Source organism: Streptomyces sp. NPDC050704, from assembly GCF_040654355.1.
GTDB lineage: Bacteria > Actinomycetota > Actinomycetes > Streptomycetales > Streptomycetaceae > Streptomyces.
In genome coordinates, this window is the sequence record NZ_JBFAHW010000009.1 from 14,192 (window position 1) to 31,784 (window position 17,593).

At 69.2% G+C, this 17,593-nt stretch carries 16 protein-coding genes, 1 tRNA gene and 3 pseudogenes; 10 read left to right on the forward strand and 10 right to left on the reverse strand.

The window, feature by feature from the left end:
- Window positions 1-39 precede the first annotated feature (39 nt).
- Window positions 40-912, reverse strand: a complete 873-nt coding sequence (locus AB0I18_RS06865; protein ID WP_363104315.1) for an aldo/keto reductase — start codon at window positions 910-912, stop codon at window positions 40-42.
- Between the two features lie 73 nt (window positions 913-985).
- Between AB0I18_RS06865 and AB0I18_RS06870 the strand changes: the two genes are divergently transcribed.
- Window positions 986-1,651 carry a DNA-binding response regulator gene (locus tag AB0I18_RS06870; protein ID WP_363104316.1) on the forward strand — a complete coding sequence of 222 codons (666 nt, stop codon included), beginning with the start codon at window positions 986-988 and terminating at the stop codon, window positions 1,649-1,651.
- A gap of 354 nt (window positions 1,652-2,005) precedes the next feature.
- Here AB0I18_RS06870 and AB0I18_RS06875 read toward each other — a convergent pair whose 3' ends face one another.
- The 3 genes and pseudogenes from AB0I18_RS06875 to AB0I18_RS06885 form a co-directional block, all read right to left on the reverse strand.
- A complete protein-coding gene (locus tag AB0I18_RS06875; protein ID WP_363104317.1) occupies window positions 2,006-3,055 on the reverse strand; it encodes a DUF6461 domain-containing protein in 1,050 nt (349 codons plus the stop codon).
- Window positions 3,056-3,307: 252 nt separating this feature from the next.
- Window positions 3,308-3,544: pseudogene (locus AB0I18_RS06880) on the reverse strand (hypothetical protein); the annotation flags it as partial.
- 779 nt (window positions 3,545-4,323) lie between these two features.
- Window positions 4,324-4,890, reverse strand: coding sequence for a Uma2 family endonuclease (locus AB0I18_RS06885; RefSeq protein WP_363104318.1), 567 nt, complete (start codon window positions 4,888-4,890; stop codon window positions 4,324-4,326).
- 141 nt (window positions 4,891-5,031) lie between these two features.
- Here AB0I18_RS06885 and AB0I18_RS06890 point away from each other — a divergent pair.
- The 5 genes and pseudogenes from AB0I18_RS06890 to AB0I18_RS06910 form a co-directional block, all read left to right on the forward strand.
- Window positions 5,032-5,387, forward strand: a pseudogene (locus AB0I18_RS06890) (oxidoreductase); the annotation flags it as partial.
- Between the two features lie 1,108 nt (window positions 5,388-6,495).
- Window positions 6,496-6,760: pseudogene (locus AB0I18_RS06895) on the forward strand (site-specific integrase); the annotation flags it as partial.
- A 184-nt stretch (window positions 6,761-6,944) separates the two neighbouring features.
- A complete protein-coding gene (locus tag AB0I18_RS06900; RefSeq protein ID WP_363104319.1) occupies window positions 6,945-7,733 on the forward strand; it encodes a hypothetical protein in 789 nt (262 codons plus the stop codon).
- A 27-nt stretch (window positions 7,734-7,760) separates the two neighbouring features.
- Window positions 7,761-8,921: a sensor histidine kinase gene (locus AB0I18_RS06905; RefSeq protein WP_363104320.1), complete on the forward strand. Its 1,161-nt coding sequence runs from the start codon at window positions 7,761-7,763 to the stop codon at window positions 8,919-8,921.
- Window positions 8,918-9,601 (forward strand): response regulator transcription factor, encoded by a 684-nt coding sequence (locus AB0I18_RS06910; protein ID WP_363104321.1) that lies wholly within the window; start codon window positions 8,918-8,920, stop codon window positions 9,599-9,601. Before AB0I18_RS06905 ends, AB0I18_RS06910 begins: the two co-directional genes overlap by 4 nt.
- A gap of 175 nt (window positions 9,602-9,776) precedes the next feature.
- On the opposite strand, the gene AB0I18_RS06915 is transcribed toward AB0I18_RS06910, so the two are convergent.
- The 4 genes from AB0I18_RS06915 to AB0I18_RS06930 form a co-directional block, all read right to left on the reverse strand.
- Window positions 9,777-10,223 (reverse strand): hypothetical protein, encoded by a 447-nt coding sequence (locus tag AB0I18_RS06915; RefSeq protein WP_363104322.1) that lies wholly within the window; start codon window positions 10,221-10,223, stop codon window positions 9,777-9,779.
- Window positions 10,220-10,486: a hypothetical protein gene (locus tag AB0I18_RS06920; protein ID WP_363104323.1), complete on the reverse strand. Its 267-nt coding sequence runs from the start codon at window positions 10,484-10,486 to the stop codon at window positions 10,220-10,222. Before AB0I18_RS06920 ends, AB0I18_RS06915 begins: the two co-directional genes overlap by 4 nt.
- 214 nt (window positions 10,487-10,700) lie before the next feature.
- Window positions 10,701-10,773, reverse strand: a tRNA-Arg gene (locus AB0I18_RS06925).
- A 303-nt stretch (window positions 10,774-11,076) separates the two neighbouring features.
- Entirely contained in the window at window positions 11,077-11,922 is an 846-nt protein-coding gene (locus AB0I18_RS06930; RefSeq protein ID WP_363104324.1) for an alpha/beta hydrolase, read from the reverse strand.
- 596 nt (window positions 11,923-12,518) lie between these two features.
- Between AB0I18_RS06930 and AB0I18_RS06935 the strand changes: the two genes are divergently transcribed.
- A complete protein-coding gene (locus AB0I18_RS06935) occupies window positions 12,519-13,130 on the forward strand; it encodes a hypothetical protein (RefSeq protein WP_363104325.1) in 612 nt (203 codons plus the stop codon).
- Window positions 13,131-13,325: 195 nt separating this feature from the next.
- Here AB0I18_RS06935 and AB0I18_RS06940 read toward each other — a convergent pair whose 3' ends face one another.
- Complete coding sequence (locus tag AB0I18_RS06940) at window positions 13,326-13,541, reverse strand: 4-oxalocrotonate tautomerase family protein (protein WP_363104326.1); 216 nt, start codon at window positions 13,539-13,541, stop codon at window positions 13,326-13,328.
- Between the two features lie 242 nt (window positions 13,542-13,783).
- Between AB0I18_RS06940 and AB0I18_RS06945 the strand changes: the two genes are divergently transcribed.
- From AB0I18_RS06945 to AB0I18_RS06955, 3 genes are all read left to right on the forward strand, one after another.
- Window positions 13,784-14,656, forward strand: coding sequence for a helix-turn-helix transcriptional regulator (locus tag AB0I18_RS06945; protein ID WP_363104327.1), 873 nt, complete (start codon window positions 13,784-13,786; stop codon window positions 14,654-14,656).
- A 249-nt stretch (window positions 14,657-14,905) separates the two neighbouring features.
- On the forward strand, window positions 14,906-15,157 hold the full coding sequence (locus tag AB0I18_RS06950; RefSeq protein WP_363104427.1) for an Atu4866 domain-containing protein: 252 nt from the start codon (window positions 14,906-14,908) through the stop codon (window positions 15,155-15,157).
- Between the two features lie 265 nt (window positions 15,158-15,422).
- Window positions 15,423-16,724 (forward strand): sensor histidine kinase, encoded by a 1,302-nt coding sequence (locus AB0I18_RS06955; protein WP_363104328.1) that lies wholly within the window; start codon window positions 15,423-15,425, stop codon window positions 16,722-16,724.
- Here AB0I18_RS06955 and AB0I18_RS06960 read toward each other — a convergent pair.
- Window positions 16,701-17,534: an IclR family transcriptional regulator gene (locus tag AB0I18_RS06960; RefSeq protein ID WP_363104329.1), complete on the reverse strand. Its 834-nt coding sequence runs from the start codon at window positions 17,532-17,534 to the stop codon at window positions 16,701-16,703. The two genes, AB0I18_RS06955 and AB0I18_RS06960, sit on opposite strands and share 24 nt — an antisense overlap.
- Window positions 17,535-17,593 lie beyond the last annotated feature (59 nt).

The following is a 17,593-nucleotide window of genomic DNA, read 5'->3' on the forward strand; positions in this document are numbered from 1 at the left end:
GCCAGGGTTCGTGTGTGATGTCAAGGTTCATGTGCGATGTCAGGAGAGGTCGGCGAGGTCTTCGTCGGTGAGGGCGATCGCGGCGGCAGCCATGTTGTCCTCCAGGTGGAGGAGGGACCCCGTGCCCGGAATGGCCAGGGCCACCGGTGATGAGGCCAGCAGCCGGGCCAGGCCGATCTGGGGGACGGTGGCGCGGTGCCGGGCCGCCACTTTGGCAAGACGCTCGTCGTCGGGTTCCCGACCGCCGCCCACCGGGAAGAAGGGCACGAAGGCGATGCCGGACTCCTCGCAGGCGGCCAGGAGGTCCGCTTCGTCGCCATGGCCGGCGTGGTTCTGCCCGGCGTGGTTCTGCCCGGCGTGGTTCTGCACGGCGGTGACGGGTGCGATGGCGCGAGCCTCGGCGAGATGGCCGGTGTCGATGTTGCTGAGGCCGAGGTGCCGGATCAGGCCCTCCTCACGCAGCGCCGCGAGCGCCTCGAAGCGCTCGGCGAGGGACTCACCGTGCGGGGGTGTCATTGCCCCGATGCGCAGGTAGACCAGGCCGAGGCGGTCCACGCCCAGGCCGTCGAGGTTGGCTTCGACGAAGCCGCGCATGTCGGCCGGGGCTCCGTGGGAGAGGCCGTCGGGGCCGATGACGGGGCCCACCTTGGTGGCGATGACCAGGTCGGACGGGTAGGGGTGCAGGGCCTCACGGATCAGGGTGTTCGCCCGCACCGTACCGCCGGCGCTGAAGTAGAAGTCGGCGGTGTCGATGTGGTCGACCCCGAGTTCAACGGCGCGCCGCAGTACGGCACGGCCGACCTCGGGGTCACGGGCGGGACCGCCCATGCCGTCCTTGGACGGCAGGCGCATGGCGCCGAAGCCGAGCCGGTTGACGCGGAGGTCGCCGCCGAGGCGGAAGTCATTGCTCATGAGCTCCAGCCTGCGAGGCCCTGCACAGGCCGACGAGTCCGTGGCATGTTGCTGCCACCGGCATAATGGACGTATGCCACAGGTCGTGATGCTCCGCGGTGATCTTGATTTCTGGGCGCGGATCAAGCCCTTGACGGAGTCCGACGACGTGGAGTGGGTCAACGTCGCCCGCGACTTCGACACCTGGCCCGGTGCGCGTGAGGCCGCCCGCCTGACGATGCGTCGTGACGGGGCGGTCCGGGCCCGCAAGCTGTACAGCCCCGCCGTGCTCGCCGACGAGCGCGACCGGGAGGCCCTGCGCGAGATGGCCGCCCACGGCATGCAGATCCGGATCACCGGCACCCCGATGTCCCGGGGAACCTTTTTCATCGACCGGCGAACCATGATCTTCACCAGTCCCATCCCGTCCGCACCGGCCGCTCGCGGGCACCGCACGTACACCATGAGCGCCGCGCCGGCCCTGGTCGACGGGGCGTACGCGCTGTTCGAAGCCGCCTGGGAGAGCGCGACCGACCTCGCCGCCGTCCTCAGTCCGCAACGGCCCCTGATCGACGCCCGGACCGGCAGCGTCCTGCGCGCCCTGACCTCCGGCGTCACCGACGAGGCAGCCGCACGGGAACTCGGCATGTCGCTGCGCACCTACCGCCGCAGGGTCGCCGAACTGCTCGTCACCCTCAACGCGGGCTCCCGTTTCCAGGCCGGAGTACGCGCGAGCGAGTTGGGCCTGATCCGCGGGTGAGCACCGCCATCAACCGGCACACTCGGCCGCAGCCACGGCCGCAGCCACGGCCACGGCCAGGGCCGTGGGCAGCTGTAGCCGACCACCGTCCCCTACAGGCGCGGTAGTTGTCGTACAGCAGCGACCGCCGGCGTTTGTCCGTGCCCGTGGTGTCGTCCGTGCGGGGCAGCGCCGCCTGGCACGCTCTTCTGAGTGTGCGCCCGGCTGTGGGCCGACGAGCGGACGGCCGGCGAGCGCTGTGACGTGTTCACAGGCTTTCTCGTCCTCATATGTGCTGAATACGTTCCGGCCAGGGGCACTTGAGTGGTGGCTGTCGGCCGGCTTCCGTGACGGATGCAGGTCGCTGTCGTGCCTTCAGGTGGGCTGGGATGCCTTGTAGAGACGATGAAGCAGCCAGAAGCGCTTGGTGTCGTCGCCCTCGCCGGTCATCGCTGCAGTCAGTGTGTATTCCGGGTCGTGGTGACCCATGTCGTGGGACAGATCTGGGGCGAGATATTCCGCCAGGGCGTGGAGGACGATGGCACGGCGGGCAGCGAGGTGCGAAGGAAGTTCCCACTCAGGGAGGTTGTCAACAGGGTCCGTGATTCTGAGCCGGCGCCCTTCATAAACACCTTCGTGGTACGCGGTGGTGAGTTCGTCCCGCAGGCGTTCCCGTGCGACAGCGGGAGTGTCCTTCGCTTCCAGGGCCGCAACGACCAAGGCGTGATCGGAGATGCCGGCGTGGGAGATCGCCAGTTCGAGTGCGTATCGCTGCATCTGCGGCAGCAAGTGGGGGCCGAGGTCGGTCACGTAGCTCGCGAACGGCTCCTGTTGCAACAGGGGTGATCCGACGAGCTCTTGGGGGACCAGGGCCCGTCGTGCCGGAACGATGTCCACCGCCAGGTGTGGGCCGGCCACCCATGCGGCGTCCAGGCGCGCACCGGTGGCGCGTTGGAGGGCGGCGAGCCCTGCGCCCCAGTCGGGGGTGCCGAAGCTGATTCCCTGCAGTAGGGGCCGCCACGCGTCGGGGCGCGTGCCGTAGATGTCGTCGGGCGACAGCATGTCGAACGAGGAGAGGATGAGGCCTTCCTCGGCGAGACTGAGCTGGGAGTGGGCGTTGACGTTCCAGAAGGCACTTGCTGCGCGCCCCAGTTGAGACAGCGGGCGCAAGACCTCTTCGCGGGAACCCTGGTAGCCGTTGTCCTCCAGGACGACGACCGTCGATCCTGACCGGGAGACGGCGATGCGCTCGATGTCGTGGTCCGTCGGGAACGTGGCCAGCGTGACCTGGCGGGCCTGCTCGGGTTGGCCGCCGAAGAGCCGGATCACGTCGGCTTCCTGCGCGCCGCGTACGACGGTGAAAGTGGCGGCCGACATCTGTCCAAGACTGTCGAGCGGTTGGTCATTGACGCTGGGAGCAGTCATCTGCCGATTGTGGCCTTCGGCGCCTGCGGAGTGAACGGGCTTGCTTGGCTCTGATCCCGTGGGACTGCGTGAGGGGCGATCTCGGTCCACACCCTCGTGTCGGCCTCGCGAAGACGTCCACGCCGGCGTCCGGTGCCGAGCTCCAGCTCGGGATTCGCGCGGCCCAGGTCTCCGCTTCCACGGGATCGTGGCCCGCGAGATGATTCGGCCGGCCGCGGACTTCGAGATGCCGAAGAGCGGGGCGAGCTGTCACATCGTCAAGTTCGTTCTCCAATACGACGCCACGAGCAGCACCCGGTCCTCCGGCGGAAGACTCCACGGGCGGCCCTTCCGGACCGGATCGGCACCTTCTCGGCGAAGCCAGGTCACCAGCTTTCCGAAGGAGCGCGGGCTCAGCCCCGTGAACGGGGCTGTCCAGGTCGGCTCCGAAGCCGTGATCACGCCGGACTCCCCAAGATCATCCCACCTACGACCGCAGTTACGAGGCAGCTCTTAGCAGTGGTATCCGTCCGGGCACTCGGGGAACAGCACTCCGAAGAACATGAAGAGAATCGACGCACTGGACAACGTGGCCATGATGAGGAATCGCCCGCGTGCCTCTCGCCGGTCCCCAACCCGAGCCACCACGAATCCCGCTGCCGGCGCAAGCACGGCAGTGAACAGGGCCATCAGGCCGAACGCCCAGCCGATCTCTTGTCTCGCGTCCGGCAACCCCATCGCATGCGCGATCGCCGGGGTGAACAGGAGGAGGGGCGCAGACGCCCACCACCACGACAGTGCTCTGATGATCCGATCCGCTCGTGCCGGCGCCAGGCCGGTCGACCTCGTTCCCCCGCGACGGCTTTCCGGAGCGATCCCAGACGATGACATGCCCGCATCGTAGGCGGCTGGTCACGTGCGACATGCGTCCACGGTCATCGCGCTCCCGGACCGGCCGGTCGGGGAAGCCGCTGCCCGGATCGTGCCGCGCGTCCCCGCCACCTCTGAAAACAGGGCGCTCGAAACAGGGCCCGAGCGCGATGGTGCGGAGGAGGGCGGCCGGGAGTCCGCGCCTGTTCAGGCACAGTGCCCCCGGCAGGATTCGAACCTGCGACACCCGCTTCAGGAGGGATCGCGTCCTTGCCAGGTGGTGCCCGGCGCTGCCGCGCGGTGCTGTTTCCCCTGGTCGGAACGGCCCGGCGAGCCACTGGATCCGGCTCATGCTGCCCTGTGTCGGACCGTCCGCTCACGCATCGCTCACGCGCTGTTGGCTGCCGAGCAGCGCCTGGTCAGACCTGTCCGAGGTCGATCTCCACCGGGAACGGGGCCACTACCTTGAGGACGCCGGTGAACACGTCTCCGTCCCGGTAGTTCTTCGTCGCGGGGTCGAGAACGTAGGTGTACACGAGGGGAACGCCTGTCGCGGCCTGCTCGATCCGCCAGTAGAAACCGATGCCTGCCTTGGCGTACTGGTCGACCTTCACGATCCGGTCGGTGGTCTCCGAACCTGGCGACACCACCTCCGCGACCAGCAGCACGTGCTCGGGGCGGGTTGGGGTGATGTCGATGGTGTCGGCCTGGTACACGACGACGTCGGGGCGGCGATTGGTGAGCGGGACGTCCTGAAGCCGGACGTCGAAGTCGGTGTCGGCGTTCCACTCTGGGCCCGCGGCGGCATCCAGGGCGTTCGCCAGAATCCGGGCCAGACGGTTGTGCCGCTTGGACGCACTCGGACTCACGACGACCATCCCGTCCACGATCTCGATACCGGCGCACTGCTCCTCGGACCAGGACTCGTACTCTGCCGCCGTGATCTGCTCATGCATCCACGCAGGGGCCACCATCTCGGCCGTCATGAAGCACCTCCCGGACGCTGTTCTGCGGGCCCGATCCCACTGGACTCAGCGTACTGTCTGCCGTCCGTCCGGCATGCTGATCTCGCTCACACCCCTCCCCGTCGGTTGGCATCCGACCAGCCGGCCCACGACAAGTGAGGAGGAGGCGCCCGGCTGCGGAACGTCCCGGTCGGCAGCCGCGCCTTCGTCGAGGGACCGTACGGGGCGTTCACCTCGCTGCTCCGGACCCGGCCCGGCAACGTCGTCGTGCAACTGAACGAGGTGCGCCACCTGGTGACACTACGGGTGGACGGCTGCACCCGCTCACCGGCAGAACCGGCGAGGGCGGCACTGCGTCGTTCGGCCCGGGCGGCCTGCACCGGCTGATCGCCGACATCACCGAACGCGACCTGTACGTCTGCGGGCCCGCCTGCCATGACCAGGGCCGTGCTCGCCGACCTACGAGACCTGCGGGTCCTGCGCGACAGGTGCACGCCGAGAAGTTCGGTCTGGTCTGAACCGGAAAATGGCCCGACGTCCAGACCTGCGCATACAGACCCGCTACCGGCCAAGCAGTCCCCGTGGCTCACGCAAACGGCCCCGGACGAGGAGGCCGAGGCCGAACAGAGACCTCCCTGAGGGAGAAACCCCAGGTCAGCGGCTTAACGCGTTGTGCGCCTCCGTGACTCGCTTTCGAACCCCGGTAAGCCCCTGGCGCGGCTACTGAAGGCGTTGGAGCAGGCTGCTGAAACGGCGTTGCCGCAGGTGCGGCTGACGGCTGCGGAGAGGGACAGCCCGAGACTCGGCAATGCCGAGCTCAGCGCAGCTCCGAAATGACCTTGGTCCAAGCATTCGACCGACGGAGTCTCTCCTTGTTCCTCCTCGCCGTGAGTAACCGTTGTTCCCCGTGGTCCCCCGCCTGATCGGGCACGGAAGGGGCACGGTTCTCCGGCGTATGAGCAAGGCTGGGCAGAGGGTCGCATGCTGGCGTCGTGCTCTCGCCGTGGCGGTTCCGAGATGCTCGGCACACGAAGTACGACTTCATTGATCGTGTGCTCGTGCGCTGTCCAAAGTGCGCCGGGATTGCTCACGTTGCCCCGGCGGAACCTGCGGCTGCGGCCGCGGAGACGGTTCCCTCGGTGTTCGCGCGCCGCCGTCTGGTCTGTAGGGCGTGCGGTTTGTCGCGAGATGCTGCTGGGGGAGGATTCCGCCTCTTTCGGGGTCCAGGAGAAGCGACGGATCCCTATTTCGGTCAGCCGTTGTGGTTGCAGACAGAGACGCGACACGGCTGGCTGTGGGCCTATGACCCGGAACACCTGGAGCTGATCCGGAAGTTCGTACAGGCACCGTTGCGTGAGCGGGCCCCATGGGATGCGCAAGTGCGAAAGATGACGCTCGTAGCGCGGCTACCGACCTGGATCAAGAGCGCGAAGAACAGGGGCGAGGTCCTGCACGCGATCGACCGAATCCGGTCGTCCCTCGTCGCCTGAGCAGCTCAACCCACCACACTCCCCAGCTCCCATCCCGTCCGCCGTCGACCCACACACCGTGGAGCGGGCGTGGTTCCTGGCGTCCAGGTGGAGCGCGCCGCTGTACGAACGACTTGGACGCCATGGACTGCGTACCGGCGAACCGACCGTGGTCAAGGCGTAACAGATCATGCGGGCGGTCCCTGAACACCGCAGTTGACGATGAGCTGATCCGCCGCGACCCGTGCCGGATCAAGGGCGCCGACCGCTACGACGTGCCAGAGCGGCCCGTCCTCACCATGGCCGAGGTGTACGCCGTGGCCGACGCGATCACCCCGCGCTACCGGCTGCTCGTCCTGCCGGCCGCGTTCACCGGACTGCGCTTCGGGGAGCTTGCCTCGCTCCGCCGACGGGACGTCGACACCACAAACGCCGTCCTCATGTGCGCTGGATGCGTTCCGCAGGGATGCCCTCCTGGCAAGACGTCTGCTGCGGGCCGGAGGCAGTGCCTGTTCAGGCAGCCCGGTGGGTCATACCCAGGTCTGACCCTGCGGTTCAGCTCCTGGTCCGACGCCCCGCAGGAGCGGCGAAGGCATCGTCGTCGGTATGACGAACCCGGAGACATCCATGGCCACCCCGGTCACGACGATCGGCGTCCGACTGCGTGGCGCGTTGCCTGTGGAGCGGTTGGAGTCCACCGGCTTTCCCGGACGTTGGGTGGGCGGCACCGCCATGGTGCTCGGCCCACTCCTGATGCTGACCGGCGCGTTGCTGCGGGCCCGCTTCCACTTCTTCTACCCCGATCAACTCGCCGCGTACGAGCGGCACCCCACCCTGATGGCCACCGCATACGGCCTCTTTGCCACGGGTGGTCTGCTGCTCTGGCCCGCCGTGGCCGTGGTGGCCGCACGGATCGGGGCGCGCAGCGCCGGCTGGGGACTGTGGGGCGGGGTGCTGGTCATGTTCGGACTGTTCGCCCGCGCCTTCCACGCCGGGGTGGACCATCTGGCCTTTCAGCTCGTGCGTTCCGAGGGAGCCGGCCCCGCCACCGAAGCGGTCTCCGCCGGCTACGGCGCCTTCCACGTCTTCGCCACGCTGAACCTCGCCATCCTCGCCGGGTGGATCGTCCTTGCCCTCGGGGCCTGGCGCACCCGGGTGCTCGGCCCGGTCCGCGCTGCCGCACTCGGCCTCACAGCGGCGCTGCCCCTCGGCGTACTCAAGGGGACCACCCCCCTGTCGCTGGTGGCCCTGGCGGGACTGTGTGCCGCACTGGTGCCACTGGGCCTGGCGCTACTGCGCGAAGCGCCCCGTCCCAGCCGGGCGGCGGTGGTGCGCTGGGTGCCGCTGACCCTGGTCACGCTCGGACTGATGGTGCTGCTCGGACAGGCCGGTTGAGTGCACACGTCCAAGTACGGTCGGACCATGAAGCCCAAGCGGCAGCGCCATCTCCACGCCCTCGACCTCTGCGCGGCCCTGGCCCTGACCGCCGTATACATCGGCTTCGCCCAACTGACCGCCGACGACGGCCAGCCCGCCTACACAGGACCGTTCTGGCTCGGCTGTCTGATCGCCGCCGCTGTCGGCCTGCCGATCGCCGTACGCCGCCGTTGGCCGCTCGCGGTCCTGGTGACCGTGCTGGCCGCACTGGCCACGGCGTCGCTGCTCGACATCCCCCGTGAGCCGTACGCCGCCGCCGGGCTCGCCGCCTACCTCGTCGGACTGGCCGAACCCACCCGCCGGTCCGTGCCCGCCCTCGCGATGACGCTGACGGTGGCGGGCGGTGCGGTGTATCTCGGCGAGGCGGTGGTCACTCCCGCCGGAGACGGGCGGGGTGCCGTTGGAGTGGCCGGCCTCGTGCTCCTGGTGATCGGCGGGGCCTGGGGCGCGGGGTTCACCGTGCGCCGCCGCCGGGCCGGGGCCGTCCGGGAACAGCGGCGCCGGTCGGAGCACGCACTGGCCGAGGAACGCCTGCGGATCGCCCGGGAACTGCACGACATCGTCTCGCACAACCTCAGCCTGATCGCTGTCAAGGCGGGTGTCGCCGGGCACGTGGCGGAGGCCGACCCGCGGGAGGCGCGGGCAGCCCTCAAGGTCATCGAGGAGACAAGCCGTTCCGCGCTGGTCGAGATGCGGCGCACGCTCGGCGTGCTGCGCACCGAGGGCGCACCCCTGGGTCCCGCACCGGGCCTCGACCGCCTCGACTCGCTCGCGGCAGAGGCGAACCGGGCAGGGGTGGACGTCGACCTGACGGTACGAGCCGTGGAGACTCTGGCCGAGGGAACACAACTGACCGTCTACCGGATCGTCCAGGAGTCCCTCACCAACGCGGTCCGGCACGCCGCCCCGACCAGCTGCCGGGTCACCGTCGAGGCGGATGAACGAGAGATCCGTATCGACATCGCGGACGAGGGACCACCGTCCGCACCCGGGCATCCCGTCCGCGAACTGCCGGGCGGGCACGGACTCTTGGGAATACGTGAACGGGTGATGATGTACGGCGGCAGCTTCGAGGCGGGCCCCCGGCCGGAGGGCGGCTTCGCGGTGTCCGTCCGTCTGCCCACCGAAGGGAACCAACGAACATGACCGCCGTGCCCCCGGTCCGGGTACTGATCGCCGACGACCAGGCGATGGTGCGCGGCAGCTTCCGGGTCCTCGTCGACCACACACCCGGCATGGCAGCCGTGGGCGAGGCCGCGAACGGCGCGGAGGCCGTCGAACTCGCCCGCCGCGAACGGCCGGACGTCGTGCTCATGGACATCCGCATGCCGGACCTCGACGGCATCGAGGCGACCCGCCAGATCTGCTCGGACCCGGCCCTGTCCGACGTCCGCGTCCTCATACTCACCACCTTCGACCTGGACGAGTACGTCTACGCCGCCCTGCGTGCCGGCGCCGCGGGCTTTCTGCTCAAGGACACCCCGCCGACCGAGGTCCTCACCGCTGTCGGCGTCGTCGCCGCGGGCGAGGCACTGCTCGCTCCCTCGGTGACTCGCCGCCTGATCGCGGAGTTCGCCCGCCGTCCGGAGCCTGCGCGCCCGCCCAGCCGCTCGCTGGACGGAGTCACCGACCGGGAGTTGGAGGTACTCGGCCTGATCGCGCGGGGTCTGTCCAACACAGAGATCGCAGAGCACCTCCATCTGAGCCTGGCCACGGTCAAGACCCATATCGGCCGCCTGCTCACCAAGTTGCGTGCCCGCGACCGTGCCCAGCTCGTGATCGTCGCCTATGAGACCGGCCTCGTGGGCGCCCGCCGCGGAGTGTGACCTTCCCAGGACGGCGGCCCCTCACCGGAGGCGCAGGACAGTCGATCCGGTTAGGACGGCAGGGCCCTTTGCCAGGTATTTCTCTGTTATTTCTCTGTGCCTCGGCAGGATTCGAACCTGCGACACTTGCTTTGGGAGTTTTCGCTGGGCGGGGCTGTGACCTGCGGGCGCCTCGTTACACCTTCTCGACTCGCACGGAGTGTCCGGCGAGGAGTTGATTCATGTCGTCGGCGTCGGAGGTGAAGACGGTTGCCTGAGCTCCTTGCACGGCTTCCCGCCCGGCTACAGCCGCCAGAATGGCGTCGCTGGCGTACTTGTGCCCATGCAGTCCGGCTGCCTTCAGCATGTCGCGCGCCATGGCGATCACCTGGTCGTCCGTGTGCACGATGCGGATCCGGGACAGCGTCCAGTTCCACAGTGCCTGCCTCGACGTTTCGCGCGGGTCCCATGCCTCCAAGGTCGTGAGCGCCGAGGTGACGATCGGGATGTCCAGCCGCGGAGCCGTCTTGATCAACGCCGCCATCTCCCGATCGCCCTGAACCGCCTTGGAGAGAGCCTCGGAGTCGAACACGAAAACGCGCTGTCGCGGCCGGTGCAGCTTCGCTCGGGCGGTGCGGCTCACGGGGCCTCGTCCGAACTCGATCGCTGCTCGTCATGCCAGCCGTCGATGGCGGCGATACGGTCCAGCGCTGCTTGCTGCTCGTCGTCCGTCACGGCACCGTGCTCTTCTTCGAGACGTTCGGCCAACTCGCGCAGTCGGTCCATGGCGTCCTGATGAGCGGCGGCTGCCGCGATGTAGCCGGATACACCGCGTGAGTCGACGCGCTCCTTGATTGACTCCACCAGCTCTTCCGGCACGGTGATGGTGATCTTCCGAGTGGCCATACTTCAAGTATGTCAGATTTCCTCTGGGTCGGCCTGGCTCCCTCGTGGCTGCGCCTGCCCGGGCCGCCCTCCTGGTGGATGCTGCGTCGGTCCACGATGAGCATGTCCAAGGCACGCGTGAGGGTGTGGATTCTTTGTGGACGCCAGCCGTGAAAAAGGCCCCCCGTTCGAAGGAACGAGGGGCCTGTACTCCACTGACCTGCTAAGCAGTCAGTGCCCCCGGCAGGATTCGAACCTGCGACACCCGCTTTAGGAGAGCGGTGCTCTATCCCCTGAGCTACGAAGGCGGGGGCTTGTGGGAAACCTTGTTGGAAATCCAGGGTGTGGATCTTCGACAAGGAGCACAAGCCCACTGGTCAGGCATGGTGCGACGTCCTCCGCGGTGGAGCCCGAGCGGACAACGCGACGTACCAACGACCGACCAGGGACAGCGTAGCGGATGCGCGCCGACGAGGGTTCTCGGTATGCGAGCAGGAGAGCGGGACGGCGAGTAAGGGTGCTTCTGGCCTGTCGTTGATGCCCGACGTTCAGAGGCCTTCTCGGTCTGACGCAACGCCCTCGGCCCTGGGGACGGCTGCGCTTCGCGCCGACTATCGTGCGAGGAATTCGAGTGCTGTCTTCACGAACTGGTCGTGGTTCTGGAAGATGCCGCCGTGGCCGGCGTCCGGGTAGACGACCAGTTCGCTGTTCGGCAGTCGCCGGACGAGGTCGTAGGAGTTCTTCGTCGGCACCATGCGGTCGTGCTCGCCGTTGGCGACGAGTACGGGCTGCCGGATGGCGGAGAGGTCGTGCGGCTGTTCCAGGCCCCAGCGGTGGATGGCCTTGAGCTGGTTGCTGTAGGCGATGGGGGACATCGTCTTGTCGCGGTCGGTGGTGCGCTCCTTCAGGCGGGTCACGAATTCCTTGCCGGCCCGGCGTCCGTTGGCGGTGCGGGTGAAGAAGAGGAACTGCTTGGGGTCCTGGAAGGTGAGCAGGGCTCGGGCGGTGTCGAGGTGGGAGAGCGCGGTCACGTTCTTGATGCCCTCGCCGCCTGCGGGGCCGGTGCCGCTGAGGATGAGTTTGCGGACGAGTTGCGGGTCGGTCTGCACGATCACCTGGGCGATCATGCCGCCCATCGAGAAGCCGTGGATGTCGACGTGTTCCAGTCCGAGTGCCCGGATGAAGGTGACGGCATCGGCTGCCATCGCCTGGATGGTGCGCGGGGTGGAACCGGTGGCGGCGCCGACGCCCCGGTTGTCGAAGGTGATGACCCGGCGCTTGGCGGCGATGCCGTCGACGACCCGGGGGTCCCAGTTGTCGAGGACTCCGTAGAGGTGGTTGAGGAAGACCACCGGGGTGCCGGACCGGGGGCCGAGGTCGCGGTAGGTGAAGGTCACTTCGCCGGCGGTGATGGTGTGGGTCGGCGCGTTCTTGTAGGACGTCACTACGTCGTTCATGGCCGTCTCCTCGGGGAGTGTGGGTTCCTGTGGGCGCCGTGCGTCAGCCCCTTCTGGAATGGGGGGCGCACTGTGAGGTCACGCCCCTCAGCGCCGCGCGTCGATGATTGAAGTATGGCCATAATTCTATGAGGGCGCAAGTGCGGGCGGAGTGAGGGGGACCTCGAAACCGGCTGGCGACTGGCGGCTGGCGGCTGGCGGCTGGCGGCTGGTGATTGATGGTGGCTGGTGTGGTGGCGCACGATCTTGGCCGGGCGTGTTCCCGGACCGGCTGGACGGGTTCGGCCTCGACCCCGCTCGCTTCGCGGGGGTGGCGGCCGTCAGGACGGCGAAGCCGCCGGGAGCTGCCCCCCTGGGCCCGTCGGGCCCGCCTCGGGGTGCGGTCGCCCAGTGTTGGCGCCGCGATGAACCTCTTCGCCCGTCTCCTCATGTGAGTACGGTCATAATTTAAATGGTGGTCGAGTCCTTGTTCGCCGATCAACCCTCCCTCTATGATCGTATGGTCGTAATGTAAAAAGTCGAGGGCGGCAGTCGGCGCCACCGTGAACGTCGTCGGCCCAAGAGGTCCACCGGGCCCCATCCGAAAGGGACTTCCCATGGAGTCGCTGGTCTTGCCGAAGACGACGCCGGGGGCGGCGGACGAGGCGCGGGGTGTGGCACGGACGGACGCCGATACGGTCGCGGCGCCACGGAAGCCGAGCGCCCCCGGCCCGGTGGCCTCCTTCGCCCGGTTCGTCCTGTTCGGCGGCGGTGTCGGAGTCGCTTCCGGCGCTGCCGTGGCGGGGCTCGCCGGACTGATGCCCTGGGTTGCGGCGAACGCGCTGATCACCGTCGCTTCCACGATCCTCAGTACGGAGCTCCACGCACGCTTCACCTTCGGGGCCGGGCATGCCGGATGGCGCCAGCACTGGCAGTCCGCGGGGTCGGCCACGGCCGCCTACGTGGTGACCTCCACCGCGGTGCTCGTCCTGCACCTCGTGCAGCCGTCGGCCGGAGTGCTCTATGAGCAGGCCGTCTATCTCTCCGCCGCCGGGCTCGCCGGTATCGGGCGTTTCCTGGTGCTGCGTGTGTTCGTCTTCGCCGCCGGCCGGACTCGGACCACGGCCGGTCGGGCCCAGCCGCGGACCACGGTGCGGGCCATGAACCCTGCGCCGGCTCGGGAAGCGGGCGCGAAGGTGTCTCTGCTCTTCCCGGTTCCGGCGCTTTGAGCGGGACGCCCGTCCAGTCCCCGGCCCGGCATGCCTACGGTTCTGTCCGGAGGCCCGCTGTTCTGCCAACCCGTGGCTGTCTTCCGGTGTCCAGTGCCCGCCCTGCCCGAGACCGAACGCCCTCTTCCCGTCCGGCCCCTTGGCGGAAAGAAGACCTGGGGGCGGCGACGGCTTCCCCTCCCCGGAGGGCGGCGGTCAGGCCTCCGAGGATTGTTCGAGCATCGCGAGGGTCAGGACGTTGCCGCCGATGCCCCAACCGCCGTCGCTGACCTCCTCGATCAGGACCATGGTGTTGGCGCGGGCGCGCTCACCGTAGATCTCGACGTACAGCTCGGTGGTGCGGGTGACGATCAGCTCCTTCTGCTTCGCGTCGAGGGTTCCGGCAGGGACCTTGAAGTTGGCGAACGGCATGGTGGTTCTCCTGTTTGGGGTTGGGGTTGGGGTTGGGTTGCAGGGGCTGGTTGGGGTGGGCAGGTGGTGAGCGGGGCGGGTCGTCCGGTGCGTCGGCGTCGGCGTCGGCGTCGGCACCGGCGGTTCCGTTTGCCCGTTGCCTCTTCAGCGTGGGCCGGTGGTGCCGCGACAGCCATGGCTGTCTTTACCCGGGGGTTGTCACCCCCTGGCTCGGGGCGCCGGTGCGCGTGACCATAGAGAGCGTGAACCACTCCGAACTCGCCGCGTTTCTGAAGTCCCGGCGCGCCCGGATCAGGCCGTCCGACGTCGGCCTGCCCACGGGGCCGCGGCGCCGGGTGCCCGGACTGCGACGCGAGGAGGTCGCCCAGCTGGCGGGCCTCTCCGCCGACTACTACACCGAGTTGGAACGCGGCCGCGGCACCCGGCCCTCGGCGCAGGTGCTGGCCGCTCTGGCCCGGGCGCTGCGACTGAACGGCGACGAACGCGACCACCTGTTCCATCTCGCCGGCCGACGCGTCCCTCCGGTCGCGCACGGCCCGGCCGCGCACGTCCAGCCGGCCCTGCTAGGCCTGCTGGACCGGCTCGCCACCACTCCCGCCCAGGTCATCACCGACCTGCACGAAACCCTGGTCCAGAACCACCTGGCCGTCGCGCTCGTCGGCCGGCCCCCGGCGGCGCGTGGCCCCGCTGCAAGCTTTGTCTACCGCTGGTTCACCGATCCGGGCTCGCGTGAGCTCTACCCGGCCGAGGACCACCCCCACCACTCGCGGGTCTTCGTCGCCGACCTCCAGGCGGTCGCCGCGCGTCGTGGTGGCGACAGCGAAGTGCACCAGATGGTGGCCGCTCTGCGACGGCGCAACCAGGAGTTCGCCGAGCTGTGGGACACCCGCGATGTCGCCCTCCGACGGACCGACCACAAACGCATCGCGCACGCCACGCTGGGAGTCATAGAGCTGGACTGCCACAGCCTGTTCAGCGAGGACGGACATCAGCGTCTGCTGTGGTTCACCGCCCCACCCGGCACCGAGGGCGCCGCCCAGCTGGAGCTTCTCTCCGTCATCGGCACCCAGGACATGACGTCCGACGTGAACGAACTCGGACAGCCCCAGGACTGACTGGGTGGGTGCACGACTCCCAGGGAGCGGCACGGCCTCTCGCTCCGCGCCGCTCGCGGTCATCATCGGTCCATGCGCCAGAATCACAGCACCCCAAGGATGATCGCGCCCATGGTGATCGCGGCCGCGGCGGTGGCCTGTCAGCAGGGGCCCGGCGAACAACCGGCCCCGGCCGCCCCGGCGGCGTCGAGGCAGTCACCCGCCCGTGGCGAGACCGGAAGCCCGGGTGAACTCCGCGCCTACGTCGGGATGTGGGTCACCGCGGACAACCGGATCCGACAGGAACTCCTCCCGAACGGCCGCTACGACGAAGCGCGGGGCGAGCGCGAAAGCGCCTACACCGGCCGCTACTGGGTGACGGGAAACCGCATCGAGTACGCGGACGACACCGGCTTCACCGCCGACGGAGAGTTCCGGGGCGATGTCCTCCACCACGGTGGATACGTCTTCTACCGCGAGGACAGTCCGGCACACCGCGAGGCCACGGGCAGGCCCGCCTGAGAGGTGCCGAGGCGGGACCGCGCGATGTCCAGGTCCGCGAGGCGGGTGATCAGGGGAGGTCGCGGGCGGCCGGTGGTGTAGCCCGCTACACCACGGTTCGGGAGTGCGCTCTCTCGTGGCGGTGAGTCCGCGACGGGATCGTTTGACCAGTGCACCGAGGGCCGCCCCGACACACGAGGGCGGCCCCCGGACCGTACAAGGCCGCACGCCCCCGTACGTACGGTACGTACGGCGGAATGAACACAGCACCGACAGGAAACCGCTGATGCCCACCAGCCGGCAGCGAGTCGTACGGGACAGCCCCCGCGTCCTCGACACCTCGATCGCCCTGCTTCTGTTCGCCGTCTCCGTCTCCGGCATGGTGTACGTCTCCGACAGCGCCGGCTCCCCGCCCTCGTGGTGGACCGCCGTGCTGCTGTCGGGCATCTCCTGCACCGCCCTGCTGCTGCACCGCGACCGGCCGCGCACCACCGTGGCCGTGACCACCGCCTGTGCCGTGGTGGCGGCCGCGCTGGGCTTTCTGCACACCGTGCTGTCGCTGGGGCCGCTCATGCTGGCGCTCTACTCGTTCGCCCTGCGCACCGAACGGAACGCCGTCCGCAGGTACTACGTCATCGGGGCCGCGTCGCTGGTGACGACCACGGAACTGATCGCCGGGCCCGCCGACCGCCCGCTCGACCTAAAGATGATCGGCCCCGCGGCCTGGCTCCTGCTGCCGGCCGCGTTCGGCAGTCTGGTCCGGCTGCGGCAGGTCTACCTCGACGCCGTACGAGCCCGTGCCGAGCACGCCGAGCGCACCCGTGACGAGGAGGCGCGGCGCCGGGTCGCGGAGGAGCGGATGCGCATCGCCCGCGAGCTGCACGACGTCACCGCCCAGCACCTCGCCCTGGCCAACGCCCAGGCCGGTGTCATCACCCACCTCATCCGCACCGATCCCGACCGGGCCCACGGAATCCTCGCCGACTTCGCCGAGACCACGTCCGCGGCGCTGCGTGAACTCAAGTCCACCGTCGGCCTGTTGCGGCAGGCGGACGAGGATGTGAACGACTCCCACAACTCCAATGACTCCGCCAACTCCACCAAATCCGACAACCCGGACGCGCTCGCGGCCCCCGCCCCCGCCCTCGGACTCGCCCGGCTGGCCGGCCTGACCGCCTCGTTCCGGTCCGCCGGGCTCGCGGTCACCGTCATCACCGAGGGGGAGCCGCGGTGGCTGTCACCGGGAGCGGATCACACGGCGTTCCGGATCGTCCAGGAAGCCCTCACCAACGTCACCAAGCATGCCGCCACACCGGCCGCGCGGGTGCGGCTCGACCACTCCCACGACCGGCTGACCATCACGGTCACCGACGACGGTGGTGGTACCGCGCCTTCCCCGGGACCAGGAACCGGCTTCGGCCTCCTCGGTATGCGTGAACGTGCCCAGTCCGTCGGCGGCCGGCTCCGGGTCGGTCGGCGCCCCGAGGGCGGGTTCGAAGTCATCGCCGAACTGCCGCTGGGGCGTGGCGACTTGTGGTTGGACGACTTGGGTGAGGGTGGCGGGTCAACGCCAGTCGGGAGCGCCTGAGACGGGGGCCGGCAGCGTCTCGATCTTCGTCCGGATCTCCCGCATGACGGAGACGACGCGGGCCTCGTGTTCCTCGGTGAGGCGGGCCACCGGAACCGAGCAGCTGATGGCGTCGGCGGCCGGAGTGTCGTACCGCAGGGCGAAGCCGAAGCCCGCGATGCCGGTCACCGTCTCCTCGCGGTCGATGGAGTAGCCGCGCTCGCGCACCCGGGCCAGGTCGGCGAGCAACTCGGCCCGGCCGGTGTGGGTGTTCTCCGTGAAGGCGGTCAACGGGCCGTCCGGGAGCGGGAGTTCGTCGTCGGGGCGCTCGGCGAGCAGGGCCTTGCCGAGGGCACCGGCGTGGGCCGGGATCCGGCGGCCGACCCGGCTGATGGTGCGCAGGTACTCGTGGGACTCGCGGGTCGCGAGGTAGATGACGTTCGGGCCGTCGAGGCGGGCCAGGTGGATCGTCTCGCCGAGCGCGTCCGAGGCCTTGTCGAGGTAAGGGCGGACCATGCGGACGTGCGGGTCGCTGTCGAGGTAGCTCGTGCCCGTGAGCAGGGCGCGGATCCCGATGCCGTAGAGGGAGCCGGTGGTGTCGGAGCGTACCCAGCCGCAGTCGACGAGGGTCTGCAGCAGCTGGTACATGCTGCTGCGCGGTACGCCCAGCTCCTCGGCGAGTTCGTCCAGTCGGGCCGGCCGGTCGCCGCGTGCGGCGAGCAGTTCGAGCAACGCGACGGTGCGGGACGCCGACTTCACCCCGCGGACTCCCGGCGTCGTACCTCCACGGACTCCTGGCGTGCCTCCGCGGGCCCCGCTGCTCTCCGCCATGGCCTCATCGTAAATCCGCGCCGCCGCACCCATTGACCGCGGCCCGTTCACCGACCTAA

Bases quoted from the DNA above. Each gene is read 5' to 3' on its own strand.
- AB0I18_RS06865 (WP_363104315.1), bottom strand. From the start codon at position 912: ATGAGCAATGACTTCCGCCTCGGCGGCGACCTCCGCGTCAACCGGCTC.
- AB0I18_RS06870 (WP_363104316.1), top strand. From the start codon at position 986: ATGCCACAGGTCGTGATGCTCCGCGGTGATCTTGATTTCTGGGCGCGG.
- AB0I18_RS06875 (WP_363104317.1), bottom strand. From the start codon at position 3,055: ATGACTGCTCCCAGCGTCAATGACCAACCGCTCGACAGTCTTGGACAG.
- AB0I18_RS06885 (WP_363104318.1), bottom strand. From the start codon at position 4,890: ATGACGGCCGAGATGGTGGCCCCTGCGTGGATGCATGAGCAGATCACG.
- AB0I18_RS06900 (WP_363104319.1), top strand. From the start codon at position 6,945: ATGACGAACCCGGAGACATCCATGGCCACCCCGGTCACGACGATCGGC.
- AB0I18_RS06905 (WP_363104320.1), top strand. From the start codon at position 7,761: ATGAAGCCCAAGCGGCAGCGCCATCTCCACGCCCTCGACCTCTGCGCG.
- AB0I18_RS06910 (WP_363104321.1), top strand. From the start codon at position 8,918: ATGACCGCCGTGCCCCCGGTCCGGGTACTGATCGCCGACGACCAGGCG.
- AB0I18_RS06920 (WP_363104323.1), bottom strand. From the start codon at position 10,486: ATGGCCACTCGGAAGATCACCATCACCGTGCCGGAAGAGCTGGTGGAG.
- AB0I18_RS06930 (WP_363104324.1), bottom strand. From the start codon at position 11,922: ATGAACGACGTAGTGACGTCCTACAAGAACGCGCCGACCCACACCATC.
- AB0I18_RS06935 (WP_363104325.1), top strand. From the start codon at position 12,519: ATGGAGTCGCTGGTCTTGCCGAAGACGACGCCGGGGGCGGCGGACGAG.
- AB0I18_RS06940 (WP_363104326.1), bottom strand. From the start codon at position 13,541: ATGCCGTTCGCCAACTTCAAGGTCCCTGCCGGAACCCTCGACGCGAAG.
- AB0I18_RS06950 (WP_363104427.1), top strand. From the start codon at position 14,906: ATGTGGGTCACCGCGGACAACCGGATCCGACAGGAACTCCTCCCGAAC.
- AB0I18_RS06955 (WP_363104328.1), top strand. From the start codon at position 15,423: ATGCCCACCAGCCGGCAGCGAGTCGTACGGGACAGCCCCCGCGTCCTC.
- AB0I18_RS06960 (WP_363104329.1), bottom strand. From the start codon at position 17,534: ATGGCGGAGAGCAGCGGGGCCCGCGGAGGCACGCCAGGAGTCCGTGGA.